At 59.1% G+C, this 13940-nt stretch carries 12 protein-coding genes; 3 read left to right on the top strand and 9 right to left on the bottom strand.

Going from position 1 to position 13940, the window contains the following annotated elements; genetic code table 11:
• Positions 1-7 precede the first annotated feature (7 nt).
• The 9 genes from BFV97_RS07480 to BFV97_RS07440 form a co-directional block, all read right to left on the bottom strand.
• Positions 8-790: a crotonase/enoyl-CoA hydratase family protein gene (locus tag BFV97_RS07480; protein WP_069299714.1), complete on the bottom strand. Its 783-nt coding sequence runs from the start codon at positions 788-790 to the stop codon at positions 8-10.
• A gap of 1 nt (position 791) precedes the next feature.
• Positions 792-1643, bottom strand: coding sequence for a hydroxymethylglutaryl-CoA lyase (locus BFV97_RS07475; protein ID WP_069299713.1), 852 nt, complete (start codon positions 1641-1643; stop codon positions 792-794).
• The gene (locus BFV97_RS07470) at positions 1640-3592 is read right to left on the bottom strand and encodes an acetyl/propionyl/methylcrotonyl-CoA carboxylase subunit alpha (RefSeq protein WP_069299923.1); all 1953 of its coding nucleotides are present in this window, start codon (positions 3590-3592) and stop codon (positions 1640-1642) included. The genes BFV97_RS07475 and BFV97_RS07470 overlap by 4 nt, the downstream gene beginning before the upstream one ends.
• 93 nt (positions 3593-3685) lie before the next feature.
• Positions 3686-5248 (bottom strand): carboxyl transferase domain-containing protein, encoded by a 1563-nt coding sequence (locus tag BFV97_RS07465; protein ID WP_069299712.1) that lies wholly within the window; start codon positions 5246-5248, stop codon positions 3686-3688.
• Positions 5248-6057, bottom strand: a complete 810-nt coding sequence (locus BFV97_RS07460; protein ID WP_069299711.1) for an EcsC family protein — start codon at positions 6055-6057, stop codon at positions 5248-5250. The genes BFV97_RS07465 and BFV97_RS07460 overlap by 1 nt, the downstream gene beginning before the upstream one ends.
• Before the next feature lie 4 nt (positions 6058-6061).
• A complete protein-coding gene (locus BFV97_RS07455; protein ID WP_069299710.1) occupies positions 6062-6550 on the bottom strand; it encodes a hypothetical protein in 489 nt (162 codons plus the stop codon).
• A complete protein-coding gene (locus tag BFV97_RS07450) occupies positions 6550-7716 on the bottom strand; it encodes an isovaleryl-CoA dehydrogenase (RefSeq protein ID WP_069299709.1) in 1167 nt (388 codons plus the stop codon). Before BFV97_RS07450 ends, BFV97_RS07455 begins: the two co-directional genes overlap by 1 nt.
• A 193-nt stretch (positions 7717-7909) precedes the next feature.
• A complete protein-coding gene (locus BFV97_RS07445; RefSeq protein WP_069299708.1) occupies positions 7910-9109 on the bottom strand; it encodes a DegT/DnrJ/EryC1/StrS family aminotransferase in 1200 nt (399 codons plus the stop codon).
• Between the two features lie 116 nt (positions 9110-9225).
• Complete coding sequence (locus BFV97_RS07440) at positions 9226-9891, bottom strand: HAD hydrolase-like protein (protein WP_069299922.1); 666 nt, start codon at positions 9889-9891, stop codon at positions 9226-9228.
• A gap of 128 nt (positions 9892-10019) precedes the next feature.
• On the opposite strand from BFV97_RS07440, the gene glmU reads away from it, so the two are divergent.
• Genes glmU through BFV97_RS07425 form a run of 3 tightly spaced genes read left to right on the top strand, consistent with a single transcriptional unit; the run spans position 10020 to position 13874 of the window.
• A complete protein-coding gene (glmU, locus tag BFV97_RS07435; protein WP_069299707.1) occupies positions 10020-11378 on the top strand; it encodes a bifunctional UDP-N-acetylglucosamine diphosphorylase/glucosamine-1-phosphate N-acetyltransferase GlmU in 1359 nt (452 codons plus the stop codon).
• A 1-nt stretch (position 11379) separates the two neighbouring features.
• Positions 11380-13203: a glutamine--fructose-6-phosphate transaminase (isomerizing) gene (gene glmS, locus BFV97_RS07430; protein WP_069299706.1), complete on the top strand. Its 1824-nt coding sequence runs from the start codon at positions 11380-11382 to the stop codon at positions 13201-13203.
• Positions 13200-13874 carry a DNA alkylation repair protein gene (locus tag BFV97_RS07425; protein ID WP_069299705.1) on the top strand — a complete coding sequence of 225 codons (675 nt, stop codon included), beginning with the start codon at positions 13200-13202 and terminating at the stop codon, positions 13872-13874. Before glmS ends, BFV97_RS07425 begins: the two co-directional genes overlap by 4 nt.
• The last annotated feature ends 66 nt before the right edge of the window (positions 13875-13940 follow it).

The following is a 13940-nucleotide window of genomic DNA, read 5'->3' as shown; positions in this document are numbered from 1 at the left end:
CGCTGGATCACCCCGCCCAAGGGGCTTTCTCTTTGGCGAAGAAGGCGTTGATCCCGTCTGTTGCCTCGGAATCCTCCCAAGCCTCTACCAGCGCCTTGATGCTGTCCTCTATCTGCGCCGCGCTTATGTCACCGCCCTGTCCGCGGATCAGACGTTTGGTTTTCTCCACCGCACGCGGGGCGACAGAGAGATAGGGTTTCACCTCGGCCTCTATCGCATCATCAAGCGCGTCAGCATCCACCACACGGGCCAGTAGGCCGAGTTCCTGCGCCTCTGCGCTGTCAAACAGGCGCGCCGACATCATCACCCGCCGCGCCATCGGTTCCCCCATGCGCTTAATCACATAAGGCGAAATCGTTGCCGGAATCAGACCCAACCGCGTTTCGGTCAGACCGAATTTCACATCCGGCACGCCAATTGCAATGTCACAGACTGACATCATCCCGATGCCGCCGCCAAAGGCCTGCCCCTGAACGCGACCGATCAGTGGTTTTGGCAGGGTATTCAACGCACCGAGCATTCCGGCCAGTTCCCGTGCCCCTGCCGCCCGTTGTTCCGCAGTGGCGGCCATTTGTTCCTTCATCCAGCCCAGATCACCACCGGCGCAGAAACTGCGCCCTTCTGCGGCCAGCACCACCACGCGAATTTCGCCGTCCTGTGCGATCTGCGCCGCCGCCTGCGTCAACTCGCGGATCATCTGCGCGTTCATCGCGTTATGTTTGTCTGCCCGTGCCAGTGTCAGCGTCGCCACGCCACGGGAATCAGTATTCAGTGAAATCGTTTCAAACACGTTAAGTCCTCAGGGTTCGGGCGAATTCTGCCGCTTGCGCCAAAGCATCTAGATCAAGGCCGGTGTCATATCCGGCTTCCGCCAGCATCGCAGCCACCGATTCTGTTGCTACATTACCCGATGCACCCGGCGCATAGGGGCAACCGCCCAGCCCGCCGGCAGAGGCATCAAATACTGTGACACCTAACTCCAAAGATGCGCGGATATTCTCTAACGCGCGCCCTGCGGTGTCATGATAATGTCCGGCGAGCTTTTCAGCGGGAACCTCTGCCAGTACCGCCTGCAGCATCGCTGTGACCGTTTCGGGTGTGGCCTGACCAATCGTGTCGCCAAGACTGATTTCATAGCAGCCGAGATCGCGCAGGGACGCGGCGACCTCTGCCACTTTCTCCGGCGGGGTCGGCCCGTCGAACGGGCAGTCGGTCACGCAGGATATATAGCCGCGCACCGGAAGGCCGGACGCTTTCGCCGCTTCTGCCACTGGCACGAAACGTTCAATACTTTCGGCTACAGAACAGTTGATATTGGCCTGACTGAACCCTTCAGAGGCAGAGGCAAAGATGGCGATTTCATCGGCGCGGGCGGCAACAGCGCCTTCAAAGCCGCGCTTATTCGGCGTTAAAGCGGCATAACGGCACCCGTCTGCGCGGGAAATGCCCGCAAGAACATCGGCACTGTCGGCCATCTGCGGCACCCATTTGGGGGAGACAAAACTTGCCACCTCAATCCGGCGGAACCCGCAGGCGGACAGCATATCCACCAGCTTCACCTTATCGGTGGTGGCGATCATGGTCTTTTCATTCTGCAACCCGTCGCGGGGGCCGACCTCGAATATCTCTGCACGTTTGCTCATGCGGCGTCGGCCTCCTCTGGGTCTTCCATGCGGATCAGCAGGGCGCCATCTGTCACCTGCCCCCCCGCCGAAACCGGAACTTCTGCAATAACACCATCAAAGGGCGCGGTCATGCGGTGTTCCATCTTCATCGCTTCCAGAATTGCCAGCGTATCGCCCTTTGAGACGGTATCCCCGGCCGAGACCATGACCTCTTTGACTGTTCCGGGCATGGGCGCAAGGATAGTGCCCGCCCCCTGTTCATCACTGGCGCCGCGATCCAGCAGGTTGCGCAGGGCAAAGTGATGGGTCTGCGCCCCGAACAGGCTGATGCCGCCCCCGTGGGCCACAGCGCGGTAGTCCGGTTTCACGCCGTCAATGCGCCAGACATCCCGTGTTGCGACCTCAAAACTTTCCGCGTTAACAGTGCAATGCACCTTACCTTCCCCCAAGGCCCGCAAGACCACATCCTGCGCCCCTGCCTTGTGATCCAGCGGCACAGTCCGTGCCAGCGGCTCCCACAGGGTGAACCCTTTTTGCGGCATGGCCAGATCCAGTCCGGCCGCTTTGACCGCAGCCAAGGCCCACATCTGCGGTGTCGGCTCATCTTCTGCTACCAGCGATTCCTGATCCCGTGCGATCAATCCGGTATCAACGCGCCCTGCGGCAAAATCTTCGTGCCGGGTCAGCGCCCCCAGAAATGCAAGGTTCGTAACACAGCCCGCCACCTCGGTGCGCGCCAGCGCCTGTTCCAGCTTGCCGAGTGCTTGTGCACGGGTCGCCCCATGCACCACCAGCTTGGCAATCATCGGGTCGTAATGGGGCGTAATTGCATCCCCTGCCCGCACGCCGGTATCTGCCCGCGCACCGGCCGGAAACGCCAGATGGGACAGCGTCCCGATTGAGGGCAGGAACCCCCGTGCGGCGTCTTCGGCGTAGATCCGCGCCTCAAACGCCCAACCGTTGATTGACAGGTCTTCCTGCGATTTGGGCAGCGGTTCACCACTGGCCACCCGCAACTGCCATTCCACCAGATCCTGTCCGGTGATAGCCTCGGTCACAGGGTGTTCCACTTGCAGGCGGGTGTTCATTTCCATGAACCAGAAACCATCCTCGCGCAGCGGACCAGAGCCATCTACGATAAATTCGATGGTCCCCGCACCGGAATAGCCAATCGCTTTAGCCGCCCGCACCGCCGCTGCGCCCATTGCTTCGCGTACGGCGTCAGGCATGTCAGGTGCCGGAGCTTCCTCGATCACCTTCTGATGGCGGCGCTGAAGCGAGCAATCCCGCTCAAACAGATGTACCGCATTGCCGTGACTGTCGCCAAAGACCTGAATTTCAATATGACGGGGGTTCTGCACAAATTTCTCTACCAGCACATCCGAATTGCCAAAGGCTGTGGCCGCTTCGGAACGGGCCGAGGATAGTTCTGCGGCAAAATTCTTGGCCTCGTCAACCAAGCGCATCCCCTTGCCGCCGCCACCCGCGACTGCTTTGATCAGCACCGGATAACCGATGGCTTCGGCCTGTTTTGCCAGAAATGCGTCCTCCTGAATGTCCCCGTGATAGCCCGGAACCACCGGCACGCCTGCCTCTTCCATCAGGGCCTTTGCCGCATCTTTCAGCCCCATTGCGCGGATGGCATCGGCACTTGGCCCGATAAACACAAGCCCTGCATCCGCCAGCTTTTGCGCAAAATCGGGGTTTTCCGACAAGAAACCATAGCCCGGATGCACCGCCTGTGCGCCGGTATCAAGGGCTGCCTGAATGATCGCATCGCCGCGCAGATAGCTTTCTGCCACGGGTGCAGGCCCAAGCCGCACCGCTTCATCCGCCATAGCCACATGTCGGGCAGTGGCATCCGCATCGGAATAGACCGCAACAGTGGCCAAGCCCATCTTGCGACAGGTTTCCATCACGCGGCAGGCAATCTCGCCCCGATTGGCAATCAGTATTTTGTTAAACATCCCGACATCTCCGGTCTGTGCCCGCAGCATCGCGCGCAGGCGTTGTTTTGTTCGGTGCGGGGCAGCCCCCGCACGATAATTCATTGCATAAGCTTACATGCGGAAGACGCCAAAGCGGGTATCCTCAATCGGTTTGTCGAGACAGGCCCGCAGGGACAGCGCCAGCACATCGCGGGATTTGCGCGGGTCGATCACCCCGTCGTCCCACAACCGCGCCGAGGCATAAAGCGGGTGGCTCTGTTCCTCAAACATATCAAGGGTAGGCTTTTTGAAGGCAGCTTCCTCTTCCTCGCTCCAGCTTTCGCCGCGCCGCTCCATTCCGTCCCGTTTGACGGTGGCCAGCACGTCAGCGGCCTGTTCACCGCCCATCACGGAAATCCGGCTGTTGGGCCAGGACCACATAAAGCGCGGCGAATAGGCCCGCCCCGCCATGCCGTAGTTCCCCGCCCCGAAAGAGCCGCCAACCACCATGGTGATTTTGGGCACAGAGGTCGTCGCAACGGCTGTCACCAGTTTCGCACCGTGCCGCGCGATACCTTCGGATTCGGCCTTTTTTCCCACCATAAAGCCGGTGATATTCTGCAAAAAGATCAGCGGCACCTTGCGCTGCGAACACAGCTCTACAAAATGCGCCCCTTTCTGGGCGCTTTCGGAAAACAGAATGCCGTTGTTGGCGATGATGCCACAGGGCATGCCCTCAATATGGGCGAAACCGCAGATCAATGTTGTGCCGAAACGGGCTTTGAATTCATCAAACACAGACCCGTCCACAATCCGCGCAATCACATCGCGGATGTCATAGGGAGTTTTCAGATCTGCTGGCACCACATCCAGAATAGTTTCGGGGTCAAACTGAGGGGCCACAGCCGGTTTCAAAGCCAGCGCAGCCTTTACCGGCGGCGCAAGCGCCCCGACAGCCTGACGGGCAAGTGCGAGCGCATGGGCATCATCGTCGGCCAGATAATCCGCCACACCGGACAGGCGCGTATGCACATCACCGCCGCCCAGTTCCTCGGCGCTGATCACCTCGCCGGTGGCCGCCTTGACCAGCGGTGGACCGGCCAGAAAGATCGTGCCCTGTTCCTTTACGATGATCGAGACATCGGACATGGCCGGAACATAGGCCCCGCCTGCGGTACAAGACCCCATCACAACCGCGATCTGTGCGATGCCTTTGGCGGACATATTGGCCTGATTAAAGAAGATACGCCCGAAATGGTCACGGTCGGGGAAAACCTCATCCTGATTGGGCAGATTCGCCCCGCCACTGTCCACCAGATAAACACACGGCAGGTGATTTTCCTCGGCTATTTCCTGTGCGCGCAGGTGCTTCTTGACCGTCATCGGGTAATAGGTGCCGCCTTTAACAGTGGCATCATTACACACCACCATAACCTGACGGCCCTGCACTTGCCCGACACCGGCGATAACTCCGGCACAGGGGGCTGCGCCGTCATACATATTATGCGCAGCCGTGGCCCCGATCTCCAGAAACGGTGAACCGGGATCAAGCAGGTTGGCAACCCGTTCACGGGGCAGCATCTTGCCACGGGATACATGCCGCTCGCGGCTTTTCTCGCCGCCGCCAAGGGCTGCGGCTTGTGCGGCCTGTGCAATCTGATCCAGCAGCGCCAGATGGGTTTCCTTGGCTTCCATTATACGGTGTCCTTACTGTTGTCTTGCGGCGCTGGCAGGAGTTTACGCTCCATCATCCAGCGCAGCGAATAGGCATAACGGGCCGCGCGGGCCACATCGGTTTGAAAACTTGCGTTAACAGTTGCGCCCACCAACCCGCCGACCACAGGCACCACCTGCCCTGCCTTGCGCCCCGCAAGGGACACGCCAAGCTGACGGGCGATCCGGTCCACGACTTTCGCGCCCACCCAGTCAAGCGAGCTGTCAACGGCCTTGCGCACAGCCGGATCGGATAGCATTTTCGCCGCCTTATTAATGCGCTGAAGCGTTTCGTTGCGACTGTCAGAGGCACCGGAACTGGCCACTTCCAACACCATCAGCCGGAAGGCGCGTTCCGCTTCGCTGTCCCCGCCAAATCCATAGGCCGCAGCGGTTGCCCGTACCGTGCGTGCGGCCAGCACCAGCGTCGCGGGCACATCAACCGCCAGCCCCGCAGCGCCCCAGACACCTGCCGCAAAACCTGAAGAGGCATTCAGCCCCTGCGCCCATCCCTGCACGCGTATGGCAGCCACTTCGCAGGCGGCCGGATCGCTTGTATCGTGATCCATCGCTGGCAGGGTAAATCCAGCAGAATTGTCGGAGGCATCCACAGCCGCACGCACCCATTCCGGTTTGACGAACCGCCCGATGACCGGCCCCACCAGCGATGTGGCCCATTCGGTCCCCTTGCCTAAACGGGTCGGGCGTTTTTCCTCATAGGCGCGTTGCTGTGCGATGACATGATCAATAGCCTCGTGCATATTCCTGATGCTTGGCGGTTTACCGGACATGGCGTTACTCCTGTACGATACAGTAAGGCGAGAGGGATTTGCCTTGCAAGCAACTGTCAAACTCGGTCGAGAGTCCGGCAAATTCGCTGATCTCGCAGCCAAGCCGCGCCGCGTCTGCGCTTATATCGGCTTTTTCCTGCGCGACCCCGTTACATTTATTGCCGACATAGCCGAACCACTGCCCCAGAAGATCGGTTAACTGGCCGGAGCCTTCTGCTGTCAGACGCGCGTTCAGGGTCAGGGTGGTTGCATCCAGATGCGCACGCCAGTCTGCTTTCTGTTCTGCCAGACAAGTCAGGTGATCCTCACCCCCGACAGGAAATGTCTCGCACGGATGGAACAGCAGACTGCGACACTCTGGCCAGCTTGTCTGCCCCTGCTCCATCCCTGACAGGCAAGCCACGACGCGGGTCTGCTCCGAAGACTCCTGCGCTGCGGCAGGCAGGGACGCCACAGACAAAAGGCAAACAGCTATGGCCCGCGCGGATAGCATCAGGCTTCCTGCAGCTTCATCAGCTCGCGCCCGCACAGCATCCGGCGGATTTCCGACGTGCCTGCGCCGATTTCCATCAGCTTGGCATCCCGCATGATCCGGCTGAGCGGGCTGTCATTCAAAAAGCCTGCCCCGCCCATGGCCTGCACCCCTTGGGTCGCAACTTCCATCGCTTTTTCAGAGGCATAAAGCACACAGGCCGCTGCATCCTGACGGGTCACTTCGCCCCGATCACAGGCAGAAGCCACCGCATAGACATAGGCCCGCGCAGAGTTCATCGCCGCGTAAATATCCGCGATCTTGCCCTGCATCAGTTGGAAATTACCAATGCTCTGACCGAACTGCTTGCGCTCCACCATATAGGGCATGATGTGGTCCAGCACCGCGTGCATGGTGCCGACCCCGATGCCTGACAGAACAACCCGTTCGTAATCAAGACCGGACATCAGGACGTTAACGCCCTTGCCCTCTTCGCCCAAAACATTCTCAAACGGCACTTCCACATCATCGAACACCAGTTCGGCCGTGTTGGATCCGCGCATCCCCAGCTTGTCAAAATGGGCGCTGGTGGAAAAACCTTTCATGTCCTTTTCGATCAGGAAGGCCGTCATACCGCGTGGGCCAGCCTCGGGATCGGTTTTTGCGTAAACCACCAATGTGTCCGCATCCGGCCCGTTGGTGATCCAGTATTTCGTGCCGTTCAGCGTGTAATACCCGTTCTTCTTTTCTGCCTTCAGTTTCATGGACACAACGTCAGAGCCTGCACCCGCTTCGGACATGGCCAATGCGCCCACATGCTCGCCCGAGATCAGACCGGGCAGATATTTCTTTTTCTGCTCCTCGGTGCCGTTCAAATGGATCTGGTTCACACAAAGGTTGGAATGGGCGCCGTAAGACAGGGATACACTGGCAGAGGCCCGCGCGATTTCCTCTACCGCGATTGTATGGGCCAGATAGCCCATATCAACGCCGCCGTATTCTTCCTTTACCGTGATCCCGAGCAATCCCAGATCGCCCATTTCCTTCCACAGCTCTGCAGGAAACACATTCTTCTGGTCGATTTCCGCCGCGATCGGGGCAACCCGTTCCTGCGCCCAGCGGTGCACCATATCGCGCAGGGCTTCGATTTCCTCGCCACAGGCGAAATTCATTGAAGAGGTGAACATACGAACTCCCAGATCGTTGGCCGGCTTTGCGCCGGCAATTAATTGAACACTCGTTCACATAATAGGAGCGGTATCCCCTTTTGTCCAGTCAGAATAGAACGACCTGAAAGCCCCCTGCCAGTGGCGGGGGCGGGTTTGGATATTTGCACCAAAAAGAGGCGAACTTCGGGATGGAATTGTCAGGGACGTCGGGCTAGCCGGCTTGATGCAGGATGCCGGCTTCTTCGCGGATGATCTGCGCGATTACATCACAGTCCTGTAGCGAGAAGGTCAGCGGCAGGCGCATATCCATCAGTCCGGCGAGAATCCGGTCGGTTTGTGGGAGGGATTGCGCGGAAACATACTGCCAACTGTCATGGCGCGAGGTGAAGCCTACGGGCGTGTCCGCGCCGAACCATTTCAGCTCTACCCCCCGTGCTGCGGTACGCTTTTGCAGCGCAACCATCTGCTCCGCCGTGAAATCGGGGCACAGGAACTGGAAGGAGGACATCACATAAGATTCCGCTTCGGGCCGTTCTATCACCTTTACACCGGGGGTATTGGCAAGACCGGACTCGACCCTTTGATAGCGGGCATTCCACGCCGCGCATTGATCCGGCAGATTGCGCAACTGGGGCCGCAGGATCGCCGCGCGCAGGTTGTCCATCCGCCCTGAACAATTGGGCGTTTCCAGTCTGATCTGCTCGAAAACCTCGGCAGGCGGTCCGGCGGTGTGCCGTTCATACAACATATAAGAGCCGGACAGCATGATCGCACGGGCGGCCAGCTCTGCATCATCTGTCACCAGAAACCCGCCCTCGCCCGAGTTCAGATGTTTGAAGGTTTGGGTGGAATAGCACCCTGCCACCCCGTGACGGCCGCTTGGCACCCCGTTCCATGCTGCCCCCATCGTGTGGGCGCAATCCTCGATCACCTGCACACCGGCCCGGTCGCAGATCGCCATCAGAGCATCCATATCAACGATGTGTCCTCGCATATGGCTAAGCATCAGGAACCGCGCCTTGGTTTGCGCAATCTTCATTTGCAGATCGTCCAGATCCATCACCAGCTTGTCCGTCACCTCGACAAACACTGGCGTGCAGCCTGCATTGGCAATCGCACCGGGCACAGGGGCAAGGGTGAACGCATTGGTCAGAACCGCGTCTCCGGCCTGTGCGCCGGCGGCGCGCAAGGCAGCCGCAAGTGCATAGCCGCCCGATGCCACCGCCAGACAATATTTCGCCCCAGTAAAGGCGGCAAATTCTTCCTCCAGTAGCGCGGTCTCCCCCTTTTCCCCGTCCGAAAGATTATAGCGGTGCAACCGCCCGTGACGCATCACACGCACTGCGGCCTCTATCGATTCTTCGGGGAGCGGTTCTTGCTGGGTGAAATTTCCGGTGAAAATCTGGGACATTTTGGCGCCTTTGGTTTCTGCGCACAACCAACAGGAACAGCCGCTAAAGATCAATGGGTTGCAGATTGCTAAAGCGCAACGCAAACCGGACTTCGGGAATTGCGAAACCGTCCGGTTCAGCGCACCAGACGGTCGGCCAGATCCGGCAGTTCATCGTAGTGATGCAGCAGGGCTTCCGGCTCCATTTCTGCGACCCCGTGACCGGAGGGGCCGAATGTGACCAACACGCTTGGCACATTCGCGTTGCGCGCGGCAGAGCGGTCGTTGTCCGTATCCCCGATCAGAACCGACCGTTCCAGATCGCCCCCCACGCGGCGGATGGTTTCCCACAGATGTTCGGGATCAGGCTTGCGCACCGGCAGCGTATCCGCCCCGAGCAAGGCCCCGAACATCGAACGCACCCCGAGCTGCGCCATCAGGGTTTCGGCCAGTGCCTCGGGCTTGTTCGTGCAAACGCCCAGCAGATAGCCGCGGGATTTCAGCTCTTCCAAAGTTTGTTCGACATTTGGGTAGAGCCTTGTATGCACAGCGATATTTTCACCGTAATGACGCAAAAGCACGTTATATTGGGCATCTACCGTAGACTCGTCCCAAGGCGCCCCGATCCGCGAGAACCCCAGTCGCAACATGGCCCGCCCGCCATGAAAGGCCGTCAGCATATCCGCTTCGGGGTCCAGCAGCAGACCGTGCCCCAACCCGTCAAAACAGGCATTTGCCGCAGCAATCAGATCACCGCTGGTATCCGCCAGCGTCCCGTCCAGATCGAAAATAACAGACTTCATACCGTTCCCTTTTTCGCCCACATGCCACAGCTTGTAACGCAATGAAAGTTTTCTTGTGCACGGCCCCCTTTTTGTGGCCTTGCTTTTAGGCTAGGTGACATGGAACAGAAAATTTCCGAGGGGGCAAGATGCCTGTAGCAGTGGTAATTCTGGCAGCCGGACAAGGCAGCCGCATGAAATCGGATCTTCCCAAAGTCCTGCACAAAGTGGCCCATGCGCCCCTGCTGGTGCATGCCATGCGTGCGGCGCAGTCGATTGAGGCGGACCGTATTGTTGTCGTCACCGGACATGGCGGCGCTGCGGTGGCCAAGGCTGCAACGGATTACGACGAAAGCGCCGTGATCGTGACGCAGGACGAACAGCTTGGCACGGCCCATGCCGTCGATCAGGCCCGCGATGCACTGGCGGATTTTGGCGGAGATGTAATCGTCCTGTACGGCGACACGCCATTTATCCGTGAAGAAACCCTGCAAGACATGCTCTCTGCCCGCCAATCCGGTGCGGGTGTTGTTGTGCTCGGTTTTGATGCTGCAGAGCCTGCGAAATACGGACGATTGGTGCTGGATGAAAAGGGCGGTCTGGAACGGATCGTCGAAGCCAAGGACGCCAGCCCTGAAGAACTGGCGATCACACTGTGCAACTCCGGCGTGATCTGCGCCGATCGCGCCATTATGTTTGACCTGATAAAAGCCGTTGATAACAACAACAAAAGCGAAGAATATTACCTGACCGATCTGGTAGGTCTGGCGCGAAACAAGGATTTGCCCTGCGCGGCCATTACCTGCCACGAGGCGGAAACCTTGGGCGTAAACTCCCGCGTTGATCTGGCCGCAGCCGAAGCCACGTTCCAGACCCGTGCGCGACTGGAGGCAATGGAAAACGGCACCACGATGCCCGCCCCCGAAACTGTGCATTTCGCTTATGACACCTATGTCGGGCGCGATGTGGTGATCGAACAAAACGTGGTGTTCGGCCCGGATGTCACGGTGGAAAGCGGTGCGCATATCCGTGCCTTTTCCCATCTGGAGGGGTGCCACGTCAGCGAAGCGGCGGTCATTGGCCCCTATGCCCGTCTGCGCCCCGGTGCCGAAATCGGTGGTGGCGCAAAAGTCGGCAACTTTGTCGAAGTGAAAGCCGCGCTGGTGGCATCCGGCGCCAAGATCAACCATTTGTCTTATGTGGGCGATGCCGAGATCGGTGAGGACGCCAATATCGGGGCGGGCACGATCACCTGTAACTATGACGGTGTTTTCAAACACAAGACCGTCATTGGCGCACGTGCCTTTATCGGATCAAACACGGCACTGGTCGCGCCGGTCGCGATCGGTGATGATGCAATGACAGCCTCCGGTTCGGTTGTCACACAGGATGCCGGTGAAGGTGATCTTGCTATTGCCCGTGCCAAACAGGTGAACAAAACCGGTCTGGCGCTGCGATTAATGAACAAATTACGCGCAGCCAAAGCTGCTCAGTCAAAGGACAATTAAGATGTGTGGTATTGTAGGCATCCTTGGCAATCACGAAGCCGCCCCTATTCTGGTGGACGGCTTGCGCCGGCTTGAATATCGCGGTTATGACAGTGCGGGTATTGCGACCGTGCAGGATGGCAAACTGGAACGTCGCCGCGCGGTTGGCAAACTGGTTAACCTGTCAGACCTTCTGGTGCATGACCCGATCAAGGGCAAGGCTGGCATCGGTCACACCCGCTGGGCCACCCACGGCGCACCGAATGTGCAAAACGCCCACCCGCATCAAGCCGGAGATGTGGCGGTTGTCCACAACGGCATCATCGAAAACTTTCGCGAACTGCGCGAGGAACTGTCTGCGCAGGGCATCGGGTTTGAGACTGAGACCGACACGGAAACCGTTGTTAAACTTTGCGAAAGCATTTTGAAACAAGGGCTTGATCCGATTGAGGCCGCGCGTCAGACTGTGGCCCGTCTTGAAGGTGCCTATGCGTTGTGTTTCCTGTTTGACGGGCAGGACGATCTTCTGGTCGCCGCGCGCAAAGGCTCTCCTCTGGCGATTGGGCATGGGGACGGGGAAATGTTTGTGGGGTCCGATGCGCTCGCACTCGCCCCGATGACCAATAAAGTGACATATCTGGAAGAAGGCGATTTTGCCGTCGTCACCCGCGCCGGTGTGGAGATCACAGATGCCTCCGGTGCCCGTGCAAACCGCGAGATGCGCGAGATTTCCCACGGTGCGATCAGTGCCGACAAAGGGGTCTACAAACACTTTATGGCCAAGGAAATTGCCGAACAGCCGAGCGTTCTGGCAGAGGCTGTCAAACATTATGCTGCAGCGGACGGGAAATCGATCCAGCTGCCCGGCGCGGATCCTGATTTCGCCAGCATCGACAAAGTCACTATGGTGGCCTGCGGCACGGCTTATCTGGCCTGTAATGTGGCGAAATACTGGTTCGAACAACTTGCCCGCCTGCCTGTGGAACTGGATATTGCGTCGGAATTCCGCTACCGCGAGCCGCCGCTCAGCCGGAACTCTTACGCCTGTTTTGTCAGCCAGTCCGGTGAAACTGCCGACACTCTGGCCGCCCTGCGCTATTGCAGCGACAACGTGGATAAAACGGTTGCCGTCGTGAATGTACCGGAAAGCTCCATCTCTCGCGAAGCGGACGTCTCCCTGCCCATTCTGGCAGGCGTGGAAATTGGCGTAGCCTCCACCAAGGCGTTCACCTGCCAGTTGACCGTATTGGCCGCACTGGCCATTCAGGCAGCACGGCAACGGGGTAATATTGACGCAGCGCAGGAGGCCGAACTTGTGGCGGCCCTGCATGGTTTGCCCGGTGTGATGAACCTTGCGCTGGAACAGGAAGCGGCGATCAAAGCGACCTGCGCGCAGCTTGTCCATTCCCGCGACGCCCTGTTTCTGGGGCGCGGCGCGATGTTCCCGCTGGCCCTTGAAGGCGCGTTAAAACTGAAGGAAATCAGCTACATCCACGCCGAAGGTTATGCAAGTGGCGAACTGAAACACGGCCCCATCGCGCTTGTCGACGAACATATGCCGGTGGTGGTTATGGCGCCCCGGGACGAGCTGTTCGACAAAACCGTGTCCAACATGCAGGAAGTGATGGCACGGGGCGGCAAGATCATTCTGGTGACAGATGCCCAAGGCGCGAAAGAGGCCGGCGAAGGTGCATGGCAGACCATCGTTATGCCGACCGTGCATCCGATGTTCGCGCCGATTGTCTACGCGGTTCCGGCGCAACTGCTGGCCTATCACACTGCCGTTTATAAAGGCACGGATGTGGACCAGCCGCGCAATCTGGCCAAATCGGTGACGGTGGAATGACCCCCGAACAGGCGCTGCAAGACATCAAGGCACTGGCAGACCGGCAAAAGGCTGCGGAAATGGCCGCCTATCACAAGGTGGAGCGCCCCTATCTGGGCGTTTCCAACCCGCAGCTTGATGCGCTGTACAAAGACTGGCGTAAGGAAACGGATATTCCGCAACGCATTGAGATTGCGGGTTATCTCTGGGACAGCAACATCCACGAAGCCCGCATTGCGGCGGCTAAACTACTGACGCAGGCACGGATCAAACCGGATCAGGCGGTCTGGGAGGAAATCTGTCGCTGGGTGCCCATGTTTGACGCTTGGGCAATCGCCGATCACGCTTGTGGCGCGGGTGCAAGACGGTTGTTTCTGGACGACGTACGGCTTGATACGGTCGAGGGTTGGACACAGGATGAAAACCTCTGGGTGCGCCGTGCAGCACTGGTGATCACCCTGCCCTGGACCAAATCCACCCATCCCAAACCCGAAGAACTGGCGCAGCGGGAGCGTATTCTCGGCTGGGCTGCGGGCTATGTGAACGATCCCGAATGGTTTATCCAGAAATCCATAAGCTGGTGGCTGCGCAGCCTGTCCAAACATGATCCCGAACGGGTGCGCCGCTTTATGCACGACCACGGAACAGACATGAAGTCCTTCGCCCGCAAGGATGCAACACGGTTGCTCTGATCCGTATCAAACCCGACCTGAAAACAAGAAAAGCCGGCGCATCTGCACCGGCTTCATCATTTCTCA

It is taken from the genome of Neptunicoccus sediminis (assembly GCF_001719615.1).
GTDB lineage: Bacteria > Pseudomonadota > Alphaproteobacteria > Rhodobacterales > Rhodobacteraceae > Amylibacter > Amylibacter sediminis.
Note: the sequence above shows the minus strand (reverse complement) of the source record. Positions and strands in the feature narration are given on the sequence as shown.